We start from the raw sequence: 21,425 nt of genomic DNA, 5'->3' as shown, positions 1-21,425 counted from the left end.
AAGGGTAAGAACTCCATGAACCCCAGACTTGGCGCTTGAGAGAGAAGAGGGCATACTGGACTCCTCTAGATTAAACAGAAGCGATGGAGTGAAGATAAGGATGAGAATGGGATTCTGGCCAGAACAGCATGCGGCAGTAGCCAAATTCGATAGGGATAAAGGCACCCTAACTGATATTGTGCAGGGGGTTAAAATTCCATTGCAACAGCGCTTCGACTGAAGTAGATTCGTGTTGCTTCCCGTTCGTTTCAGTTGAATAGACCCTGAATAAGGAAAATGAACCATGTTAGGTCGTGCTGTTTCTCCCGCCCCAATGATCAATCAAATGCAGGCTTCAGCGCAAAATGCGCTATATCAAGCGAATCTGTGCAAAGAAACACAGAATTTTGGGATGGCCTTATTTTTTTATGACCAGGCCAAAGTTGCCTTTAAACATATTGCAAAAGCACACCAGCTAACGCCTTCCTTATCTGAAGTAAAAAATGCTGTCATCCAAGCTCAGACACCAAAAACAGCCGAAGACGAGGCATTACGCCAACGCCTTGCCGAAGTGTATTTCGAGCGTGCTCAACTGCTAGAAAAATTAAACCAGGTTGGCAAAGCACAAGCGAGTTACCAAAAAGCCAAAGCATGGGGTTATCTGGGCAGTGAGCCTGAATCTGTCGGGCCTGCGGCATCTAAACCCGCCCGTCGCGTTTTAGCCCGAGCGGCAACCTCTACTGAAATACCTGTTCAGCAACTGCAGGTGGCTTCGTCAGCCCAAGAAAAAAATGTGCTGGTGGATTATCTCTTTGAGAAGGCGTTGGCGACGCTTGGCTCGTTAGAGGTATCGAATAAGCCCAGCTTGTTTCTCGTTTATGCGCATGACAATCCTGCTCACGGCAAGGCTGAGGCCAGTACGTCTAAATATTTAATCGATAAATTATCCCAGATCCGAGTTAATCTGTATTCTGACCAAGCACCCAAAGGGGAGCCGTATTCCAGTTCACTAGAAGAGTTGAAAGAAGACGGTAAGCTTGAAGATATTGTTACCAATCAACTCTGTTTATTGCCCACGCCACTGCGAGGGGATGTGACGCCAGTCGATAAGGTCGTGGTCTGTTGTTCTGAGGTATTAGGCAGTTACTTAAAATGGGCCGACTATACGACGTTCTACCAGGAACTGCGGGGTGCTTATTTCCAAGATCGAGAAGCGTATCGCAAAGCGGGGGACTCATCGAAAAGTTCAGCCGTTGCTATCCGTGAGGTAGTCAAAAAATTTTCTCTCGAGCTTGCGTATCGAGATGGCTTTCATCATGTGTTGACGGAAATCGCTTTTCTTCAAATTCGCAAAGAGCAGCTGCAAGATCAGCATGGGATTATCCCTGTCGCGTTAACGCCGAATAGCTATCAGGCATGCCTAGAGCATTTTATTCCAGCCACGGCGGTTCGGATGGAAGATATACCGCGTTTTGAGAACCCAACCCAAGCAGGCAAAGTCGTGTATGAGAATCAAAGCCGACACTGGGTCCTGTTCAAGCTGATTGAGCGGTTGTTAGTGGGTAGTGATGAAGCGAGAACCTTTCTGAACAAGTTTTGGCAAGGCTATAGCGCATGTATCTCGCGATTAAATGGAGAGTCCAGGCTGGGTGAGCTTGAGTTGGCGAGGCTATTGGATGGGATTTTTGATGGCATCAGAACAGCGTTGCATAGTCAATTAGCCTTTACGGTGCAGCAGCAACACCGACAATGGCAGGTGCTGAATGTGGATCCTAAAGTAACGCTAAAAGCTCAGTACGACGCTGCGCTTAAGCAAGATAAGACCTTCGCAGAAACCCAGCAGCTTTATGTGGAACCCAGAGGCAAAGCAGCTAACGAAACCGTTGCTCTCTTAGGCCAGGTGCAGGCATTTTTACAAAGCGATAAACAAGTGTTGCTACTGACGGGAGATTCTGGAGCCGGCAAATCGACTTTTAACCGCCTACTTGAAAAACAGCTATGGGAAGAAAGAAACGAAGGTGATCCAATTCCGCTTTTTATTGCGCTGCCGAGCATTGATAAACCCGAACAAGATCTAATTGTTAAAATCCTCAAAAGACGAGGTCTATCCGAGTTACAAATTCAAAAGATAAAAAAAGAAAAGCAAAAGTTCATCTTTATCCTGGATGGCTACGATGAAATCCGGCAGACGCAAAACTTGTATTTGAGCAATCAGATTAACCAGCCCGATAGCTGGTTAGGGCAAATGGTGATCAGTTGTCGTACTGAATATTTAGGCCAACACTACCAAAGCCGTTTTCAACCCAATCCACTTTTACAGGAAAAAGATGCGTTCTTCGAAGAAGTGGCGATTGAGCCTTTTTCAATCGAAGAACGTAATGCATATCTTGAAAAATATGCGACGCTTCACGCAATGGGTTGGACCGCGCAGCAATATCAAGACGCGCTTGAACAACCCCATGTCAATGACTTAACCCAAAATCCATTTTTGCTACGTGTGATACTCGAGGCACTGCCTTACTTGGCCAATCAGAAGAAAGCGCGCACGGCTATCCAATTACGCTTAGATCTCTATGGTCAGTTTGTCAGACAATGGTTTGAGCGTAACGAGCAACGTTTAAGTGCAAAAGATTTAGCGGAAAGTAAAAGAGAAATTTTTATAGTGTTATGCGACGAAGGCTTTGCTGAGCACGGTATTGCATTGGCGCAAGATTTGGCGACAAATCTTTATATAGAGCAGGAGGGTAATCCCGTTGTCGAGTATTCGTCACACAAAGACAAGGGGAATTGGAAGGAAGCCTTTTTTGGCCGGGACGAAGAAAAGCAACTGTTGCGAGAAGCCTGGCCGCTATCGCGAAACGGTAATCAATATCGGTTTATCCATAAATCGTTGTTGGAATATCTGGTAGCGCGTGCGCTGTTCGATTCATTTGATGCTTGCGTGTCGGTAGGTAGCCGTTCCCGCCGAGGAAGCAATGCATCCGCCTACAGTTTTGATCTCAATTCTGTTCCATCTCGCTCGGTGCAGCCAACATTACTTTTAGCGCCTAAACATTGGTGCAACGATCTGGGGGTGGTTAGCTTGTTGACCGAGCGTGTTGCGCAAGAGTCTACCTTTAAGCAACAACTCTTCGACATTATTGAATTCTCTAAAGCAGATAAAACAGTACGTCAAGCCGCGGCCAATGCGATTACGATCTTGGTTAGGGCGGGTGTGCAATTTAATGGGGTCGATCTGAAAGGCATTCAGATTCCTGGGGCAGATCTGAGTGCAGGGGTATTTGATTCAGCGCAGTTGCAAGGGGCGGATTTAAGGAAAGTCATCTTCCGCAAAATTTGGTTACGCCGAGCCAATTTAAGCGGAGCCAAAATGGAAGGGGTGCGGTTTGGTGAGTGGCCAACGCTTGAGGAAAAGAGCCAGGTAACGTCTTGCGTTTATTCGCCAGATGGGGGGGCCTGTGTAATGGGCCTTGAGAATAGTCAGATTAGCGTATACGACACCTCAAGCTGGGCAAGAACTCATATCTTAAAAGGGCATCAATATTCTGTTAATAGCGTTGCTTATTCTCCAAGCACAGCGCAGATCGCCTCTGGTGGTTCTGACAAGACCGTGCGGGTGTGGAACGCACAGAATGGAATGCTACTCTATACTTTGAAAGGACATCAAGATTTTGTTAGAAGTGTAGTGTATTCACCAAACGGTGAGCAGATCGCCTCTGGCGCTGAGGACACTACCGTGCGACTGTGGAATGCCCGAAGTGGAAAACTACTCAACACGCTGGAGGGACATCAACATAATGTTTTGAGCGTAGCTTATTCACCGAATGCGGAGTGGATTGCATCAGGCAGTAAGGACAAAACCGTGCGGGTGTGGAGCACGCAAAGCGGAGCACTGCTTCACATTTTGGAAGGACATCAAGATGCTGTTTGGAGCGTAGCTTATTCACCCCACGCAGAGCAGATTGCATCAGGCAGCCAAGATAAGACCATACGGCTGTGGAACGCGCGCAGTGGTACGTTACTCCATACCCTCAAAGGACATCAATCCTCTGTTAGAAGCGTGACGTATTCGCCCAATGCAGAAAAGATCGTCTCCGGCAGTTCTGATGGCACTGTACGGGTTTGGGAGGTGAGAAGCGGAACGCAGCTCTACTCTTTGGAGGGGCATCAATCCTCTGTTAAGAGCGTAGCGTACTCGCCAAGTGGAGAGCAGATTGCCTCAGGCAGTGATGATAAGACTGTACGACTGTGGGATATAAGAGGTGGAACACTGAGCAAGCCTCATGCTCCAGCAGAACATCAAGATCATGTGACAAGCGTAGCGTATTCACCTAACAACGATCTGTTTGCTTCCGGCAGTGGAGACAAGACTGTTAGGTTGTGGGATGCGTGCAGCGGTACGTTGCTGCGAACCCTCCAAGAGCATCAAAATAAAGTTAGAAGCATAGCGTATTCGCCCAATGCAGAGCAGGTTGCTTCTGGTAGTGAGGATAACACTGTGAGGCTGTGGAACGCTCAAGACGGAACACTGCTCTATACCTTGAAAGGGCATCAAGATTATGTGACAAGCGTAGCGTATTCACCTAACAAAGATAAGATTGCTTCTGGCAGCGAGGACAAGACTGTCAGGTTGTGGGACACGCGAAAAGGGGTGCTACTCAACATTTTGGAAGGGCACCAAAATTATGTTTGGAGCGTAGCGTACTCGCCAAGCGGGAAGCAAATTGCTTCTGGCAGCTGGGATAAAACTGTGCGATTGTGGGATACGCGAGATGGAGCACTACGCTACACTTTGGAAGGACATCAAGATTATGTTAGGAACGTGACATACTCACCCAATGGAAGGCGGGTGGCTTCTGCAGGCGATGACAAGACAGTGCGGCTGTGGAGCGCGCAAAATGGAGCGCTACTCCACACTTTGGAAGGACATAAAAGCTGGGTGTATAGCGTGGCATATTCTCCCAACGGAGAGTTGGTTGCCTCAGGCAGTGAAGACAAGACGGTGCGACTGTGGAACGCCACTTCGGGTCAGCGCCTCAGAGTGCTTCAAGGTTTTAATAGGGCCGTTTATAGCATTGCCTGGAAAGCGACGAACAACGTGCTCTATTTAGCGAGTGGCAGCGAAGATAAATCAGTACGTCAGTGGGAAGTGAAAAGAAAACAAGAGGGCTATCAAGTAAAACTGAGTTGGAGCTCGGGGCATGAAGTACTGATGGTGACGGAGATGCTGTTAAAAGGGGTACAAGGTCTAAGCCAGGTGAATAAAAGACTCTTACAACAGCGCGGGGCGGTGGGTGAGCCAGTTTCACGCTTAGTTAAAACAGATGGAACGGTAGGCCCCCTCCCCCCGGAGAAATAATTAAGGCCGTTAAAACCGAATCATCAGCTCGCGCTGTTTTGAGAATTGAGGATACCCCGCAGCAAGCTGCAGGGTAGTTCATTTCAAGCCAAGCACCTTTGGCTTGGCTCTCAGTCACGACGCTTGGCTGAGGTCAAGACACCAACGCCTCTACGCACCGGAGTAGCTACTGCGCAGGGCGTCAATCCGTGCCGTAGCTGGGCGAACGTGGGCCGTAGAGGATGCCGCCTGGTTGCGCCGATAACAGACGAAAGCTTGTCGTTCCGGCAATCCCATAGCTCCGGTCGGTTGAACTGTGGATGATCTGCTTGACCACCGCTGTCAGCAGCATACTAACCAGGCCGCCGCTGTTATTGTTGCCTTCGTTGCTCGACGCGCTGGCCTGGCCGGTCCACAACGTCTGGCCGCTCCTGAGGTCCACCAGCCTGGCATTGGCTGCCACGGTGCTGACACTGTCGAATACCATATACTTGGTGCCGTACTGCGTGATAGTGATGTACAGAGCAGCATCAGCGCTGAAGATATCTCTGAGCTTGGCGACCGGCACGCCGTGGATATCGCTGGCAACGGTCAGGCCATTTTGCTGGAAGGTCTCGTTCACTAGTGTGACCGGCAGCACATAGTAGCCCGCCTCGGCTAGCGGCACAGTCACCTGCGACAGCATGCCGTAGGTTGCGCCCACTTCCAGCGATTTGTTGAGCGGCGGTAACACCACGATCGAGCGCGGCTTGCTGGCCTTGAAGGCCGAATAGTCGACGTTCTTGGTTGGCGCTGCACAACCCGCCATCAACATAACCAGGCCAGCGGCGGTAAACAGTTTCAGGAAGCGCTGGGTCATCATTGGGTCCCCTTTTTGACGTTCTTCATCAGGAAGTCGATATAGGCTGCCGACTCTGGAAACAGCGCCTTCTCGGTCTGGAATTCCTGGACCATCTGGTCATCCTTGCCCAAGCTTGAATACAGAAGGCCCAGGTGGGCGTGGTAGCCTGGTGGTACCGCACCATTGGTTGACTTGATCTTCTCCAGGCCGCGTTCGAGTTCAGCAATCTGCTTTTCCTTCGATGCGCCCTTGAAGTATTCGTAAACCTGCGGCTGGTAGCCCTCCCACTGATATAGCGGCTTGCTCGGCGCGGCACAACCGGCCAGCAGCGCGCCTCCCATGATGGCAGCAGTGGCCGCTCGCCATATCGTAAACGTCTTGCTCATGAGTAGTTATCCTTTTTGATGTTCTGTTGTTTTGTCTCATTGCGCGCCTGGCTTCCACGCACCGCTTTCAATACTATTGACCAGGTTCGTCACGGCTTCTCGCATGGCCAGGTCCAGCACTTTACCGTTGAGCGTTGAGTCATAGCTGGCGGTGCCGCCAAAACCGATCACTTCACGGTTTGACAGCTTGTATTCGCCTGCTCCGCCAGCCGAAAACACCACTTCGGACGTGGCGATGTTAACCACATTCAGACTGACCTTCGCATAGGCGACCTGCTCCATGCCGCGTCCTAGGATGCCGAACAACTGGCGGTCGCCGGTTTCCTTGCGACCGAATTCAGTCACGTCGCCGGTGATCACGTAATCCGCGCCCTTGAGCTTCTGCGCCGCGTTCTTGATGGTGGCCTCCTGCTTGATCTCGGCCAGGTTGTCGCGATCGAGCACGTTGAAGCGGTTGGTCTGCTGCAGGTGCGTAATCAAGATGGTCTTGGCCTGGCCGCCAAGGCGATCCACACCGTCCGAGAACACGCCGCGCATGTAGGCTGATCGATTATCGAACTTGCCCACCGCGATGGGTGCGCGCACACCCGCGTAGGGACGGCTTGCGCTTTCCACTTTCTGCACTGGCAGCACCTGCGACGTTTCGGTCGCGCAACCACCCAGCATGACGACGAGCAGGGCTGTACCAACACAAGTTATGCCTGCCATCGCCCCAGAAGGTGCTTTCATAATATGCCTCGTGAGCGAAAAATTTGTTTGCTTTTCAATTTTCATAGGATCAGTTCTTATTGGAGGTGAATAATCATATACTAGCGAGGCGTTGATGCAACTAATGCGTAAAAGTACCTAATAATGAGTAAGTCGTCAATAGTAGATGCCAATAAAAAAGGTTTAAGCAGTCATTCGTTTTTGATAAAGTTATTTGACAAAAAAGTAGGAGAAAGATTCAATTCTTGAATGCCTTATAGGATAATCTCTCCATTTTTAATAGTTTTTAAAAGTAGAAAGTTAAGCAGCAAGAACTCATTTTTGTTTTGCGGTGATGCCTCCAATGGCGATATTGGGGGTAAGCGCAACAATGTGATTTTGCCGGCAAGCAGCGGATACAGAGATCGCGCAGGCCATCAGCACCGCTGCGCTTACACTGGTCATAGCCTCGGCAAATGCTGGGCTGGAAACTCAGTTCGGCGAGCGAGGCAGCACGCTATCGGGTGGCGGCTTGTTGACGAAAAATGGCGTCTATGCGAGTCTCTGGCATAAGCAAGTTGGGTCTCATGTTATGAACTCGCCTCAAGTTAGCGTTGCTTTTTAAGTATCTTTTGGGAGATACGTGTCCAGTTTGCAAAGCAAGGCAGCAATACTTTGAATGGGTATCTATTTCAACTTACCAGAAAGGAGAGAGATATTTCAGAAAATATTTTTTATCGTAACTCTAAGGCATAGTTGGCAATTGATTTTAATAGAGTGCTGTTTCAGAATTTAATATGGAACCTATACTTATCTTATGAAAATTCAGAAAATTTTTTGTTTTATAACAACCGCCATCGTATTTCAGTTAACGGCCGTTGCTAACGAGCATTCCGATTTTAGTGGGGCGCAAACAGCCTCTGTCAGCCAGCATGTCGTCAAACCTTATCAAGAGGGAGGTTGGGATATTTACCTAACGGGTTATGCTTGGCATGCAGGTGCTACGTTTAGCGGAAAAGAATTGAACTATAAAGCGTATGGAGGTGGCGTTGGCAAGCACTGGATTGACGCCAATGGACGTGAAGATTTTCTGTATGTTTTGGCGTTTGCTGATTCATATAAGCATCTTCAGCCGATTATTGGCTATGCGCGTCAATGGTTCACTAAACCAATTGGCCCGATTTCGTTAGGTGGAGGTTTTACCGTGGGATTGACTGGACGGGAAGATATACTTCATTACCTACCTTTGCCGGTGCTATTGCCGATAGGTTCAGTACGTTTTAAGAAGTTTTCGCTGATGAGTACAGTGGTCCCACGCAAAAAAGGAGCGTTGGGGTTGGTTTGGATGCGCTATCAAATCTAAGAGCCTGTTTGGAATCTCTTAAAAAAGCGATAATAGTGACTTGATCAAAAAAGAGTTCTATTGCAAGATGAGAAAGCGCTACCCAAGTGATATAAGTCGAGAGCAGTTTGAAGGGGTACAGCCTTTACTGGAAGGGGGTAGGAAGAAAACGAGCCCTCGTAGAATGGATCTATAAGATATATTTTGTGGGATAACGTACCTGTTGAAGAGCGGCTGTCAGTGGTGGATGCTACCAAGCGACTTTCCGAATTGGAATACGGTGTACTTCTATTATCGACAATGGAGCGCATCCAGTGATGACAGGTCGAGCCTGCTCTAGCAGGCTTTAAAAAAATGTGGTTGGCGCGGTCCGTACAAAACAGGAGCGCAACGCCAAGACGAGCTTCTGGATTGTTGATGCGCAGAGTGTGAAGAATACCGATACCGCTCAGGAAAAAGGCTACGATGCAGGCAAAAAAGTATCGGGTATCAAGGGTCACATTCTCTCTCGTGGATACGCAGGGATTACCTCATGCGATTGCAGTGACCGCTGCCGATGTGACGGATCGCGCCGGGGGGCTCATCGCGGTTGGCCGGTGCAAAGATAGCCAAGGCAGTCTTGGCGGATGCTGACTACACGGGGGAGCCTTTTGCAGATGGGATCCGTGAAAGAATTGGCGCTTCTGTGCAGATTGCCAAACGCAATGAGTTGCATACCTTTGCTGTGATTCCACAGCGTTGGGTCGTCGAGCGCTCTTTTGCATGGCTCGAAAAATGTCGGCGATTATGGAAAAACTGTGAGTGTAAGCTTAATAGCAGCCTCCAGTTCATACATTTAGCCTTCCTGGTGCTTTTACTTAAAAGACTCTTAGTTTGAGCAGTCTAGATAACAAGAGTTTGATAGTTCAAATGATATTATGCTACCAAATCTAAAATTGATAGGATATAAAGCAAAGGAAGTCGGTTTTAATTAAAAATTTTTTAAACAACTAAAAATACTAAAAATTGAGGAGTATAAATTGAATGATTCTGGTGAGGGAGCACTAAAAGGCTTGGGTATATTCTCACTCCTTCGGGCTGCGACTAAATTAAAATCCTTTCTTCTCTTGGCTACATTTATTTTATTAGTAGATAACGTGTTTTTAATTTTTCACCAGCCGGGCGTGTTCGAATTAGCCTGTAATGATGAAGTAATTATTAAGTCAAATTTGGCTATTAAGATTATATTGATTTTCGTTTTATATTCACTTCTAACATCTTTTGTTCTCCCTATATTTTCAGCAATATTTCAAACAATTTATATGTCTGTAATTTTGCCTGTGGGGGATTGGTTATATTCATATATATATAAAAAACTTAATATTGAAAGATCGTATAGCTCTGACAACACTAATTATGTGGACTCATGGATGCTTAGGGATGAGGCACATAAAACAAAGGACAAATATCTTCTTGACCTTCATAGAGAATATGAAACAAATAGGGCAGATATAATGGAGCTCACAATGTTTTCATTTTATTGTTTCTCAATGCTCTGCTGGAATTATTATTTGGGGTTGAGCCAAAAAAATTCTATGTCGATAGTTCTTGAAAGATATTCTGGGGATAAGCACAGTGTTTGGGTGGCTATTATTATATTGGCTGGACTATCTTTGTATAATTTGCTTATAGACTATAAGTCGTACTTGGTTTATTGTCCGGATCTATATAAGAAGATTGAGGAAGAGAGAAGAAAAAACTTGAATCGTTTTAGTTGAAGTTGATCGTTTGTTGCTTTCCAACCATCCGATACGCCATGCGCCATACCTTAGCGCATGTCCTTATACACAACTCTAAAGAGAGCCCGTAAGATTCGGCAGACCAAGAATCTGTATTAGAGCAATTGCATCAATCGGCGGCAAGGTCAAATGGTCATCCGTTGGTGCGACTGGCGGGTTTAATCAACTGGGATCAGCTTAGCGCGTTGATGAGTGAGAGCTTCACCTCAAACAGAGGCCGACCTGCGACCTCGCCGCGGCTCATAGCGGGCTTACTGTACGATCAAGTCGGAACTACTACGTGGCTGCGTTGATGCCAATCTGTACTTCATGGCGAAACCAAGCATCATGCTCCGTCGTTTTCTGTTGTTGTCATACGAAGTCGCGCTCTGGTGGAGCGGATAAGGATCGAACTCACGACCTTCGCATTGCGAACGCGACACTTTCCCAACTGAGCTACCGCCCCACGGTTGCATGATTTAAAAAAATTCTAGTACGTGTTTTTTCATTAACAAGTCGCATCTCAATATTTTTTCTGCGCGTGTTAAGATCATCCCCCTTGTGCCGATTCACGGCCTTTTTATCTGAATATAAAGCATACGATGTCCGCTGGTTTGAACCCAGCGCAGCGCGAAGCGGTGCGCTATCTTGATGGGCCTTGCCTGGTGCTCGCGGGCGCAGGCAGCGGCAAAACGCGCGTGATTACGCAAAAAATTACGTATCTGATTGAAGAGCGAGGCTTTGAGCCTAAATATATTGCCGCAGTAACTTTTACCAATAAAGCCGCTGCCGAAATGCGTGAGCGTGTGGCTCAGCTACTGGAAGGCAAAACCATGTCTGCGCCTGGCAAGGAAGGGCGCAAGATACCTGCTAAGCAACTCACGGTTTGCACCTTTCACTCGCTTGGCCTGCAAATGCTCAGGCAAGAAGCCGAGCATGTAGGCTTGAAGCCGCAGTTTTCGATCATGGATGCGCAAGATTGCTTTACGATGGTCCAAGAGCAAGCAGCCACCACTGACAAAGCACTGATCCGCCGTATTCAAAGCGCGATTTCGCTTTGGAAGAATGCGCTGGTAGCGCCGGAGAGCGCGCTTGCCAACGCCAGCGATGAAGATGAGCATCAGGCGGCACTGATTTATCGTAATTATGTCGCCACGCTGAGCGCTTACCAGGCAGTGGATTTTGATGATTTGATCCGTATTCCGGCCGAGCTTTTAGCGGCTAATGAAGAGATCCGTGACAAATGGCAAAACCGCTTACGTTATTTGCTGATTGATGAATATCAGGACACCAATGCTTGCCAATATACTTTACTGAAGTGGCTAGCTGGGCCGCGGGCAGCATTTACAGCGGTGGGTGATGACGATCAAGCGATTTACGGTTGGCGTGGCGCGACGCTGGAAAACCTCAAGCAGCTGCAAGTTGATTTTCCTGCACTAAAAGTGATCAAGCTGGAGCAAAACTATCGTTCGACCGTGCGTATTTTGGATGCGGCTAACAATGTGATTGCTAACAATCCCAAGCTGTTCGAGAAAAAATTATGGAGCGAACATGGGGTGGGTGATGCGATTACGGTAACGGCGGCTAATGATGACGAGCATGAGGCTGAGTCAGTGGTATTTCGGCTCTCCGCACATCGCTTTGAGCGGCGGGCGCAGTTTCGCGATTATGCGATTCTGTACCGTGGTAATTTTCAGGCGCGGGTATTAGAGAAAGTGCTGCGACGTGAGCGAATTCCATATGTCTTATCAGGCGGGCAATCATTTTTTGAGCGCGCTGAAATTAAGGATGTGTGCTCGTATCTAAGGCTGATCGCCAATGCGGATGATGATCCAGCGTTTATTCGGGCGGTCACTACGCCTCGCCGTGGTGTGGGTAACACGACGCTTGAATCCCTTGGCGCATTTGCTGGACAAGCGAAGTGTTCGCTGTTTGAGGCGGTTTATATGGGGGCGCTTGAAGCACGGCTTGCGGTGCGCCAACTTGAGCCGCTGCGCGCATTTTGTGATTTTATTGAGCGCTTGCGGGTCCGTGCGGCGAAAGAGCCCGCGACGGTTTTGCTAGATGACTTAATGGCGGGCATTCAGTATGAGGCTTATCTATATGATACATATGATGAGCGCCAGGCGCGGACCAAATGGCAAAATGTCCTTGAATTTCTTGAGTGGCTTAAACGTAAAGGCACTAAGCCTGAGCTAGAGGAGCAAACGGCCACTGGCTTTGATACGGCCGATGGTCTCTCCGATACAGGTAAAAACTTATTGCAACTGATTCAAATGGTGGCTTTGATGTCAATGCTTGAGGGCCGTGATGAAGATCCTGATGCAGCGCGACTGTCAACCATACATGCAGCCAAAGGACTTGAGTATCCGCATGTATTTTTAATCGGCTGTGAAGAGGGAATTTTGCCGCATCGAGGGGGCGAAGGTGTTGAAATGGATGATGCGCGCATTGAAGAGGAAAGACGCTTAATGTACGTCGCCATTACTCGCGCCAAGCGCAGTCTACATCTTACGTATTGCACGAAACGTAACTATGCGCAGCAAACGCAAGTATGTGAACCGTCGCGTTTTATTGCAGAAATGGTGCTGGAGGAGAGCGCGCCAGGTGCGCCAGAAGACGCCCCGATGACGCCGAAAGACCGTTTGGCTAATTTAAAAGCCCTGTTAAATTAGTCTCGCCGCCCTATTGATTAGGGATCAATCAATTTTATTTAACGGCTTTGACCATATAATCAACCGCTGCTTTAACTTCAGCATCAGGGGCATTTGAGCCGCCTTTAGGCAACATATTGCCTTTGCCATGCAGAGCGTAGCTATAGATGGTCTCGATCGATTCTTTTAAGCGAGGTGCCCAGGCGGTTTTATCGCCGAGTTTAGGGGCATTCATCACGCCAGTGCCATGACAGGCAACACAAAATTGTGAGTAGAGCGCTTTGCCGGCTTGCGCCAGATCGGCGCCACTGCCGGCAACTGAGGGGGTGGGGATTGCAGACAGTGCAGCCAGCGCGGCTGAGGCTGTAGTTTGCGTAGTCGGCAAAGCGTTTTCTGGCGTGGTGGTGGCGGTATTTAATGCTGGTGTTGCTGCTGCTTCGCGGATTTCGAGCTGAGCGATGGGGGCGATGCGCTGAGTAATGGAGGCTGGCGACATAGCATCGGTGCCTGTGCCTGCACGATAGGTATTATCAACATATTCGATCAGCAAGAGAATGCCTACGACTGGAATCAAAAAAGAAGCAATGACGACTACAATAAGCTGCCGTGGAGTTTTAATGAGTGCGTCGTGATGGTTTTCGCTCATGCTAGTTTTGTCTCCATTATTGAACGATATCAGCAAATTATAAGTTTAAACGATTGATTTGAGGGGGGTGTTTTTGATGGAAAAGCCCGATCAGAGGGCAGATAGCTAGATATTCATACTGAACACGTAGACTTCGTGAGCTGAAACGGGTATCCTTGCGACTTCGCTTAGCAGTCTCTCGCTTTGCCAAGCGCCCGTAGCTCAGTGGATAGAGTGTCGGCCTCCGAAGCCGAAGGTCGCTGGTTCGATCCCAGCCGGGCGCGCCAAAATACAATAAAAATACGCCTCTTTATACTTGTCACCCCAACCCACGCAACATACGTAATGTCGCTCTTAGCGTCGCCAGCCGTGCCGGCAGATCCTGCGCCTGAGTTTCAATCCGCAGCTTGTCTTGCCCAATCAGTTTGATATGACGATGCTTTTGTACCAGCGCAATGATGTACGCTGCGTTGATCGGTGGGTTAGGCATAAACAGCAGGGTGATTGCACTTTCTGACACATCGATTTTTATAATGCCAAGGGGTTTGGCGGCTACGCGTATGCGGTGTGTTTCAATCAGTGCGTGGGCTGGCGGGGGAAGCTTGCCAAAGCGGTCAATCAGTTCCTCGTGGATGGTATCGATAGCATCGTCAAGGGCGCAGCCTGCCAGTCGTTTGTATAAAGACAGTCGCTGTTGCACGTCGCCACAATAGTCTGCAGGCAACAGTGCGGGGACATGTAAATTGATATCTGTAGCAGCGGCAAGCGGTGCGGTCAGATCCGGCTCATGGCCAGCTTTAAGTGCGTTGACGGTATCATGCAGCATCTCGCTGTAAAGTTGAAAGCCAATGGCATGAATTTCCCCTGACTGTTTGTCTCCCAGGACTTCACCGGTGCCGCGGATTTCAAGATCATGCATGGCTAGATAAAAGCCTGAGCCTAACTCTTCCATTTGCTGAATCGCTTCGAGTCGGCGCATGGCCTGTTTGGTTAACGCTTCTGGATCGTGCACCAGTAAATAAGCATAAGCTTGGTGATGCGAGCGGCCAACGCGGCCACGTAACTGATGTAATTGGGCGAGGCCGAATTTATCTGCGCGATGCATCAAAATCGTGTTGGCGCTGGGTACGTCAATACCGGTTTCAATGATGGTGGTACATAAGAGCACATTGGTGCGCTGAGCAACAAAGTCACGCATCACGCGTTCCAACTCACGTTCGTGCATCTGCCCATGCGCGACTGCGATGCGGGCTTCGGGCATCAACTCTTCGAGCATCAGGCGGCGCTGCTGAATGGTCTCAACTTCATTATGCAGAAAATAGATTTGGCCGCCGCGTTTGAGTTCGCGCAGCATGGCTTCGCGGATTGTGCTGTGGTCTTCGCGGCGCACAAAAGTTTTAATCGCTAGCCTTTTTTGAGGGGCGGTGGCAATCACCGAGAAATCGCGTAACCCTTCCAGCGCCATCCCCAGCGTGCGGGGGATTGGGGTCGCGGTAAGCGTGAGCACATCGACTTGCGCGCGTAAGGTTTTAAGCGCTTCTTTCTGGCGTACGCCAAAGCGGTGCTCTTCGTCGATAATGACCAGCCCGAGTTGCTTAAAATTGATTTGTGGCGACAATAATTTGTGGGTGCCAATCACAATATCGACGGTGCCGGCCTGCAATGCAGTGATTGCTTGAGCAATTTCTTGGGCGGTTTTGAAGCGCGATAACTCGGCAATTTTAACCGGCCAATCTGCGAAGCGATCGGAGAAAGTCTGAAAATGTTGCTCGGCCAGAAGTGTCGTGGGCGCTAGCAGTGCCACTTGCTTGCCATCTAACACCGCAATAAAGGCAGCACGTAGCGCCACTTCTGTTTTACCAAAACCGACATCGCCGCAGACCAGTCGATCCATCGGTTTGCCACTGGTCATATCAGCCATCACAGCCGCAATCGCGGCGGCCTGATCCGGCGTTTCTTCAAAGCCGAAACTTTCAGCAAAACGTTCGTAATCATCGGGCGATAGAGAAAAAACATGCCCCTCGCGGGCCGCGCGGCGAGCGTACAGATTGAGCAGTTCAGCGGCGGTGTCGCGGATTTGCTGGGCGGCTTTGCGCCTGGCTTTTTCCCACTGACCGGAACCGAGTGCATGGAGGGGGGCATTCTCTGGGCTAGCGCCGCTATAGCGTGAAATCATATGCAAGTGCGAAACCGGCACGTAGAGCGTGCTATTGGAGGCATACTCGAGGTGTAAAAATTCAGTTTCGCCCTCGCCTAAGTCCATTGAGGCTAGGCCGTGATAGCGTCCAATGCCATGTTGACTATGCACGACGGGTTCGCCAATTTTAAGTTCGGACAAATCGCGCACCATCGCATCGACGTCGCTCGCTTGTTCTTGTCGGCGGCGTCCGACACGTCGCGCCAGCCCGCCGTACAGTTCGCTTTCTGTGATGACGGCAAGACCTTCGGCGGGTAAGGCAAAGCCCGTGGCCAGTGGCGCGGTGGTTAGTGCAAAGTGCAGCGTCTCATCTGTAAAAGCCGCAAAAGTGTCAAGCAAAGCGGGCTTGAGAGAATGCTCGCTAAGCATTTGCAGGATGGTTTCGCGTCGCCCAGCGGATTCGGCCGCAAGCAGTACGCGTTGCGATGTCTTGCCTAGCCAGTCACGAAGTGCGGCCACCGGGTCGCTGGCCTGACGGTTCACTGAGAGGGTCGGCAGTGGCTCAGCCCAGTGCGTGCGGCGCGCTTGGCCGGCAGCCGGCGTTGCTAGAATAAGGCGCGCAAAAGGTTTAGCCTGGGTAAAAAAATCCTCATCTGACAAAAAAAGGCGTGCCGGTTCTAGAATGGGCCGCTCGCGATGATGAGACAAAAATGTGTAGCGCTGTTTCGTATCGGCGGCAAACTGCTTGATTGCTGTATCTAGATCGCCAATCATTGCTAAGTGAGCAGTGGGCGGCAGATAATCAAAAAGTGTTGCTGTTTCGTCAAAAAACAGCGGTAAATAATATTCAATGCCGGCTGACGGTATGCCGACGCCAATGTCTTTATAAAGCGGTACCCGGCTTGGGTCGCCCTCAAAGAGTTCGCGCCAGCGGCTGCGAAATGCAGTGCGCGCAGGCTCGTCAAACGGAAATTCACGGCCCGGTAGCAATCTTACTTCACGCACTGGGTAGAGACTGCGTTGGGTATCTGGATCAAAAGCGCGGATCGAATCAATTTGATGATCAAATAAATCAAGCCGGTAAGGCAACGCAGAGCCCATTGGAAAAAGATCAATCAGCCCGCCACGTACGCAATATTCGCCGGGTCGCATGACCTGGCTGACATGCTCGTAACCGGCGAGGGTCAGTTGCGCTTTAAGTTGTGCTGTATCAAGCTGCTCACCTTGCGTAAATTCAAACGTGTAGGCCGCCATAAAAGAGGGGGGCGCCATCCGGTAAAGGGCGGTGGTGGCGGGTACCAGCACAATATCGCAGCGCCCCGCGCTCAGATCATGCAGGGTTGCCAGCCGTGCTGAAACCAAATCCTGATGTGGCGAAAAAGCATCATAAGGCAGGGTTTCCCAGTCCGGCAAAAGGCGTACGCGCGCTTCAGGCGCGAAGTAAGCGATTTCATGCTGCAGTCGCTGAGCGTCGGCTGCGAGTGCGCAAAAGACCACCAGCAAGGGTAACTGTGTGCGATGGGTGGTGAAATAACGCGCGAGTGCCAGCGCATCGGCTGAGCCGTATGCGCCATCAAAGACAAAGCGCTGACCGGGCTTGACTAAGCTAGGGACATGAGGAGAAGCGAGCGTGATGTTTTCAGGCATAGAGCAACAGGGCATAATACATAAGTAGCGCGGCGAGCTCTTTCAGAACTTTGTCGCAAAGGGGGCTATTATAGAATCCGAATCGATTTTTTTATTTTGGTTGACGATAAAGTGCTTGTGAATGAACGTCTTTTTGTAGTCATCCCATGTGCTGGCATTGGGCAGCGGGCAGGCGCTCAATTGCCCAAGCAGTATCGCATGGTGGCAGGTCACAATCTGCTTTATCACACGCTGGCGGCTTTTGATGCGTGTTCTGAGTTAACCCAAACGCTCGTGGTATTGGCGCCCAATGATGCTCACTTTGACCCACGCCGTTTTAGTGGCTTGCGTTTTGCGGTGCGCCGCTGTGGCGGTGACAGTCGCCAAGCGTCGGTCCTTAACGGCTTAAAGGCGTTGGCGGAATTTGGCGCGCGTGATCATGATTGGGTGTTGGTGCACGATGCCGCCCGTGCGGGTATCCAGCCAGAGTTGATCCGTGCGCTGATTCGTGCCGTACGTGATGATCCGGTGGGTGGTATTGTGGCATTGCCACTGGCGGATACCTTAAAGCGCCAGGCGCCGGCGAGCGAGGTTGCAGCAGGGGTCGCACTGTCGCTACCGTCTATTCTGCGCACGGAACCACGCACACAGTTATGGCTAGCGCAGACACCACAAATGTTTAGACTAGGGATGCTACGTCATGCGCTGGTGCGCGCGCAGCAAGAAGGGCATATACTCACTGATGAGGCGAGTGCCTTTGAAGGGCTAGGGCATTCGCCTAAACTAGTACAAGGCAGCCTGCGTAACTTTAAGGTCACCTACCCGGATGATTTCGACATCATCGAAGCCATCCTGGGTCGTCAAAAAATCTAACATGAGGGGATTTAAGCATGCAATTTCGTATTGGACAGGGCTATGACATTCATGAGTTGGTGCCAGAGCGGCCACTTATCATTGGTGGTGTGCGAGTACCTTACGAGCGAGGATTACTCGGCCATTCGGATGCCGATGTGTTGCTTCATGCAGTGATTGATGCGCTTTTGGGCGCGGCGGCGCTGGGCGATATTGGGCGGCATTTTCCCGATACGGATCTGCAGTTTGCGGGCGCTGATAGCCGGACGTTACTGCGCGAGACGCTAAACCGAGTGCAAGCTGCGGGCTATACGGTGGTTAATCTAGATAGTACGGTGATTGCGCAAGCGCCTAGACTCACGCCTCATATTGATATGATGTGCGCAAATCTTGCAGCTGACCTAGATGTGCCGCTCGATTGTGTGAATGTCAAAGCGAAAACTAACGAAAAGCTTGGTTTTCTTGGGCGGGGCGAAGGCATCTCTGCGGAGGCGGTGGTCTTGCTAAGCCGGACTTGAAAAACTCATCAATCACCCTAACTTGTAGTGAAGTAACCGAGATAGAGGCGTTCAATGAGAATCGATAAATTCACCACCAAATTTCAGCAAGCATTGGCTGATGCCCAAAGCTTGGCCGTTGGCAACGATCATCAATATATCGAACCGGCTCATTTGCTGTTGGCGCTGCTCGCGCAGCCCGATAGTGCTGCACGCTCATTACTGGCGCATGCTGGGGTGCACCTCCAAGCATTGCAGCAAGCGCTCAGTAGTGCGCTTGAGCGTTTGCCAAAAGTCCAAGGCACGGATGGCAATGTGCAGCTTGGCCGTGATCTTACAGGTCTGTTGAATCAGACGGATAAAGAAGCGCAAAAAGCCGGCGATAGCTATATTGCTAGCGAAATGTTTTTGCTCGCGCTGGCCGACGATAAAAATGAAATAGGTCAGTTGGTGCGCCAGCATGGCTTAACGCGCAAGGCGCTAGAGGCCGCGATTGCCGCTGTGCGGGGTGGTGACTCTGTGCGTAACCCAGAAGCAGAAAGCCAGCGCGAGGCCCTGAAGAAATATACGCTAGACTTAACTGAGCGGGCGCGGGCCGGTAAGCTTGATCCGGTGATTGGCCGGGATGACGAAATTCGCCGGTCAATCCAAATTTTACAGCGCCGCACAAAAAATAACCCGGTATTAATCGGTGAGCCTGGCGTGGGCAAGACGGCAATTGTCGAAGGGCTTGCACAACGCATCGTCAACGGAGAAGTGCCGGAATCGCTTAAAAGTAAGCGTGTTTTATCGCTCGATATGGCGGCCCTCTTAGCAGGTGCAAAATATCGTGGCGAATTTGAAGAGCGGCTGAAAGCCGTGCTCAGCGATGTTGCCAAAGACGAAGGGCAGACAATCGTTTTTATCGATGAAATTCATACTGTCGTGGGTGCCGGCAAGGCTGAAGGCGCGCTTGACGCAGGCAACATGCTGAAGCCCGCGCTCGCACGCGGCGAGCTGCATTGCATTGGCGCTACTACGCTTGATGAATACCGCAAGTATGTCGAAAAAGATGCCGCGCTTGAGCGGCGTTTTCAGCGGGTGCAAGTTGACGAACCTACCGTAGAAGCCACCATCGCAATTTTGCGCGGCTTGCAAGAAAAATACGAATTGCATCACGGCATTCAGATTACCGATCCAGCGATTGTAGCGGCTGCGGAACTCTCGCACCGTTATATCACAGACCGTTTTTTACCGGACAAGGCGATTGATTTAATCGATGAAGCCGCCGCTAAAATTAAAATGGAAATTGACTCTAAGCCGGAGGTCATGGACCGGCTTGAGCGACGCTTGATTCAGTTAAAAATTGAGCGTGAGGCGGTCAAAAAAGAACCAGATGAAGCCTCGCAAAAGCGCTTGCAGCTGATTGAGGTGGAAATTGACCGGCTTGGCAAGGAATATGCCGATCTCGAAGAAATCTGGAATGCCGAGAAAGCGGCCGTGCAAGGGAGTGCACACCTTAAAGAAAAAATTGAGCGCACCCGGGTTGAGATTGCTCGCTTGCAGCGCGAAGGTAAGCTAGATCAGGTGGCGCAACTGCAATATGGCGAGCTTCCTCAGTTGGAGGCACAGCTTAAACAGGTGACCCAAGCTGAAACCGAAAAAGGGCCGGGAACCACTCGCCCGCAGTTATTACGCACCCAAGTGGGCGCGGAAGAAATTGCTGAAGTGGTCTCGCGCGCAACGGGTATTCCAGTCGCTCGCATGATGCAAGGCGAGCGAGACAAGCTGATGCATATCGAAGCCAAGCTACATGAGCGTGTCATTGGCCAAGACGAAGCGCTTCGTGCTGTGGCCGATGCAATCAGGCGCTCGCGGGCCGGCTTGGCAGATCCGGGGCGGCCGTATGGTTCTTTTTTGTTTCTGGGCCCAACCGGCGTGGGTAAGACGGAGCTATGTAAAGCGCTCGCTGCATTCTTATTTGACTCGCAGGATCATCTGATTCGCATCGACATGAGCGAATTCATGGAAAAACACAGCGTAGCAAGACTGATTGGCGCGCCGCCTGGTTACGTTGGCTATGAAGAGGGCGGTTATCTGACTGAAGCCGTCCGGCGCAAACCCTATAGCGTTATTCTGCTTGACGAGATTGAAAAAGCGCATGCCGATGTTTTCAACGTTCTCTTGCAGGTACTAGACGATGGCCGCATGACCGATGGGCAAGGGCGTACAGTTGACTTTAAGAATACCGTGATTGTAATGACCTCTAATTTGGGCTCGCATCTGATTCAAGCGATGGTGGATGAGCCTCATGAAGCGGTGCGTGATGCCGTGTGGACTGAAGTCAAACAGCATTTCAAACCAGAGTTTTTAAACCGGATTGATGAAGTGGTCGTCTTCCATGGGCTGGATCGCGCGCAGATTGAGTCTATTGCGAAAGTCCAACTGGCTAACTTGACTGAGCGTCTAGTAAAGCTCGACATGCAATTGGAGATATCGGAGGCAGCGCTGAAACAAATCAGCGCGATTGGCTATGACCCGTTATTTGGCGCTCGTCCACTTAAGCGCGCTATTCAGCAGGAAATCGAAAACCCGATTGCAAAGTTGATTCTTTCAGGAAAAGTTGGTCCGAAAGATTTGATTCCAGTGGATTATCAAGATGGACGGTTTGTCTTTGAGCGGGTAGTGCATTAATTGTATTAGCTGTGATCAGAACTACTACACT

Annotated in this window: 13 protein-coding genes, 2 tRNA genes and 1 pseudogene; 9 read left to right on the top strand and 7 right to left on the bottom strand. The window is 50.1% G+C overall.

Annotated features, from left to right (window positions below):
- The first annotated feature begins 283 nt into the window (after positions 1 to 283).
- Complete coding sequence (locus NQD60_RS06045) at positions 284 to 5,338, top strand: NACHT domain-containing protein (RefSeq protein WP_257100072.1); 5,055 nt, start codon at positions 284 to 286, stop codon at positions 5,336 to 5,338.
- A gap of 181 nt (positions 5,339 to 5,519) precedes the next feature.
- Here NQD60_RS06045 and NQD60_RS06040 read toward each other — a convergent pair whose 3' ends face one another.
- From NQD60_RS06040 to NQD60_RS06025, 4 genes are all read right to left on the bottom strand, one after another.
- Entirely contained in the window at positions 5,520 to 6,176 is a 657-nt protein-coding gene (locus NQD60_RS06040) for a DUF799 domain-containing protein (RefSeq protein ID WP_223694731.1), read from the bottom strand.
- Positions 6,176 to 6,544 (bottom strand): DUF4810 domain-containing protein, encoded by a 369-nt coding sequence (locus NQD60_RS06035; RefSeq protein ID WP_257100071.1) that lies wholly within the window; start codon positions 6,542 to 6,544, stop codon positions 6,176 to 6,178. The genes NQD60_RS06040 and NQD60_RS06035 overlap by 1 nt, the downstream gene beginning before the upstream one ends.
- A gap of 36 nt (positions 6,545 to 6,580) precedes the next feature.
- A complete protein-coding gene (locus tag NQD60_RS06030) occupies positions 6,581 to 7,252 on the bottom strand; it encodes a CsgG/HfaB family protein (RefSeq protein ID WP_257101276.1) in 672 nt (223 codons plus the stop codon).
- 315 nt (positions 7,253 to 7,567) lie between these two features.
- Entirely contained in the window at positions 7,568 to 7,696 is a 129-nt protein-coding gene (locus NQD60_RS06025) for a hypothetical protein (RefSeq protein WP_257100070.1), read from the bottom strand.
- A gap of 352 nt (positions 7,697 to 8,048) precedes the next feature.
- Between NQD60_RS06025 and NQD60_RS06020 the strand changes: the two genes are divergently transcribed.
- From NQD60_RS06020 to NQD60_RS06010, 3 genes and pseudogenes are all read left to right on the top strand, one after another.
- Positions 8,049 to 8,594 carry an antimicrobial peptide resistance and lipid A acylation PagP gene (locus tag NQD60_RS06020; protein WP_257100069.1) on the top strand — a complete coding sequence of 182 codons (546 nt, stop codon included), beginning with the start codon at positions 8,049 to 8,051 and terminating at the stop codon, positions 8,592 to 8,594.
- A gap of 67 nt (positions 8,595 to 8,661) precedes the next feature.
- A pseudogene (locus NQD60_RS06015) lies at positions 8,662 to 9,450 on the top strand (IS5 family transposase).
- A gap of 142 nt (positions 9,451 to 9,592) precedes the next feature.
- Positions 9,593 to 10,330 (top strand): hypothetical protein, encoded by a 738-nt coding sequence (locus NQD60_RS06010; RefSeq protein ID WP_257100068.1) that lies wholly within the window; start codon positions 9,593 to 9,595, stop codon positions 10,328 to 10,330.
- A 390-nt stretch (positions 10,331 to 10,720) separates the two neighbouring features.
- Here NQD60_RS06010 and NQD60_RS06005 read toward each other — a convergent pair.
- Positions 10,721 to 10,796 (bottom strand) — tRNA-Ala (locus tag NQD60_RS06005).
- A 136-nt stretch (positions 10,797 to 10,932) separates the two neighbouring features.
- Between NQD60_RS06005 and NQD60_RS06000 the strand changes: the two genes are divergently transcribed.
- A complete protein-coding gene (locus tag NQD60_RS06000) occupies positions 10,933 to 13,005 on the top strand; it encodes a UvrD-helicase domain-containing protein (protein ID WP_223691519.1) in 2,073 nt (690 codons plus the stop codon).
- A 34-nt stretch (positions 13,006 to 13,039) separates the two neighbouring features.
- Here NQD60_RS06000 and NQD60_RS05995 read toward each other — a convergent pair whose 3' ends face one another.
- Positions 13,040 to 13,630, bottom strand: a complete 591-nt coding sequence (locus tag NQD60_RS05995) for a cytochrome c5 family protein (protein WP_257100067.1) — start codon at positions 13,628 to 13,630, stop codon at positions 13,040 to 13,042.
- A gap of 190 nt (positions 13,631 to 13,820) precedes the next feature.
- Here NQD60_RS05995 and NQD60_RS05990 point away from each other — a divergent pair.
- A tRNA-Arg gene (locus tag NQD60_RS05990) sits at positions 13,821 to 13,896 on the top strand.
- Positions 13,897 to 13,928: 32 nt separating this feature from the next.
- On the opposite strand, the gene mfd is transcribed toward NQD60_RS05990, so the two are convergent.
- Positions 13,929 to 17,393 (bottom strand): transcription-repair coupling factor, encoded by a 3,465-nt coding sequence (gene mfd / locus NQD60_RS05985; RefSeq protein WP_257100066.1) that lies wholly within the window; start codon positions 17,391 to 17,393, stop codon positions 13,929 to 13,931.
- Between the two features lie 117 nt (positions 17,394 to 17,510).
- Between mfd and ispD the strand changes: the two genes are divergently transcribed.
- The 3 genes from ispD to clpB are packed head-to-tail and all read left to right on the top strand — an operon-like array spanning position 17,511 to position 21,394.
- Entirely contained in the window at positions 17,511 to 18,245 is a 735-nt protein-coding gene (gene ispD / locus NQD60_RS05980) for a 2-C-methyl-D-erythritol 4-phosphate cytidylyltransferase (RefSeq protein ID WP_257100065.1), read from the top strand.
- A gap of 17 nt (positions 18,246 to 18,262) precedes the next feature.
- On the top strand, positions 18,263 to 18,742 hold the full coding sequence (ispF, locus tag NQD60_RS05975; RefSeq protein WP_257100064.1) for a 2-C-methyl-D-erythritol 2,4-cyclodiphosphate synthase: 480 nt from the start codon (positions 18,263 to 18,265) through the stop codon (positions 18,740 to 18,742).
- A gap of 54 nt (positions 18,743 to 18,796) precedes the next feature.
- Positions 18,797 to 21,394, top strand: a complete 2,598-nt coding sequence (gene clpB, locus NQD60_RS05970) for an ATP-dependent chaperone ClpB (protein ID WP_257100063.1) — start codon at positions 18,797 to 18,799, stop codon at positions 21,392 to 21,394.
- Positions 21,395 to 21,425 lie beyond the last annotated feature (31 nt).

It is taken from the genome of Mycoavidus sp. SF9855 (assembly GCF_024582735.1).
In the GTDB taxonomy this organism is placed as follows: Bacteria; Pseudomonadota; Gammaproteobacteria; order Burkholderiales; family Burkholderiaceae; genus Mycoavidus.
The sequence above is the reverse complement of the archived record's forward strand: the minus strand, read 5'-3'. Positions and strand labels throughout refer to the sequence as shown.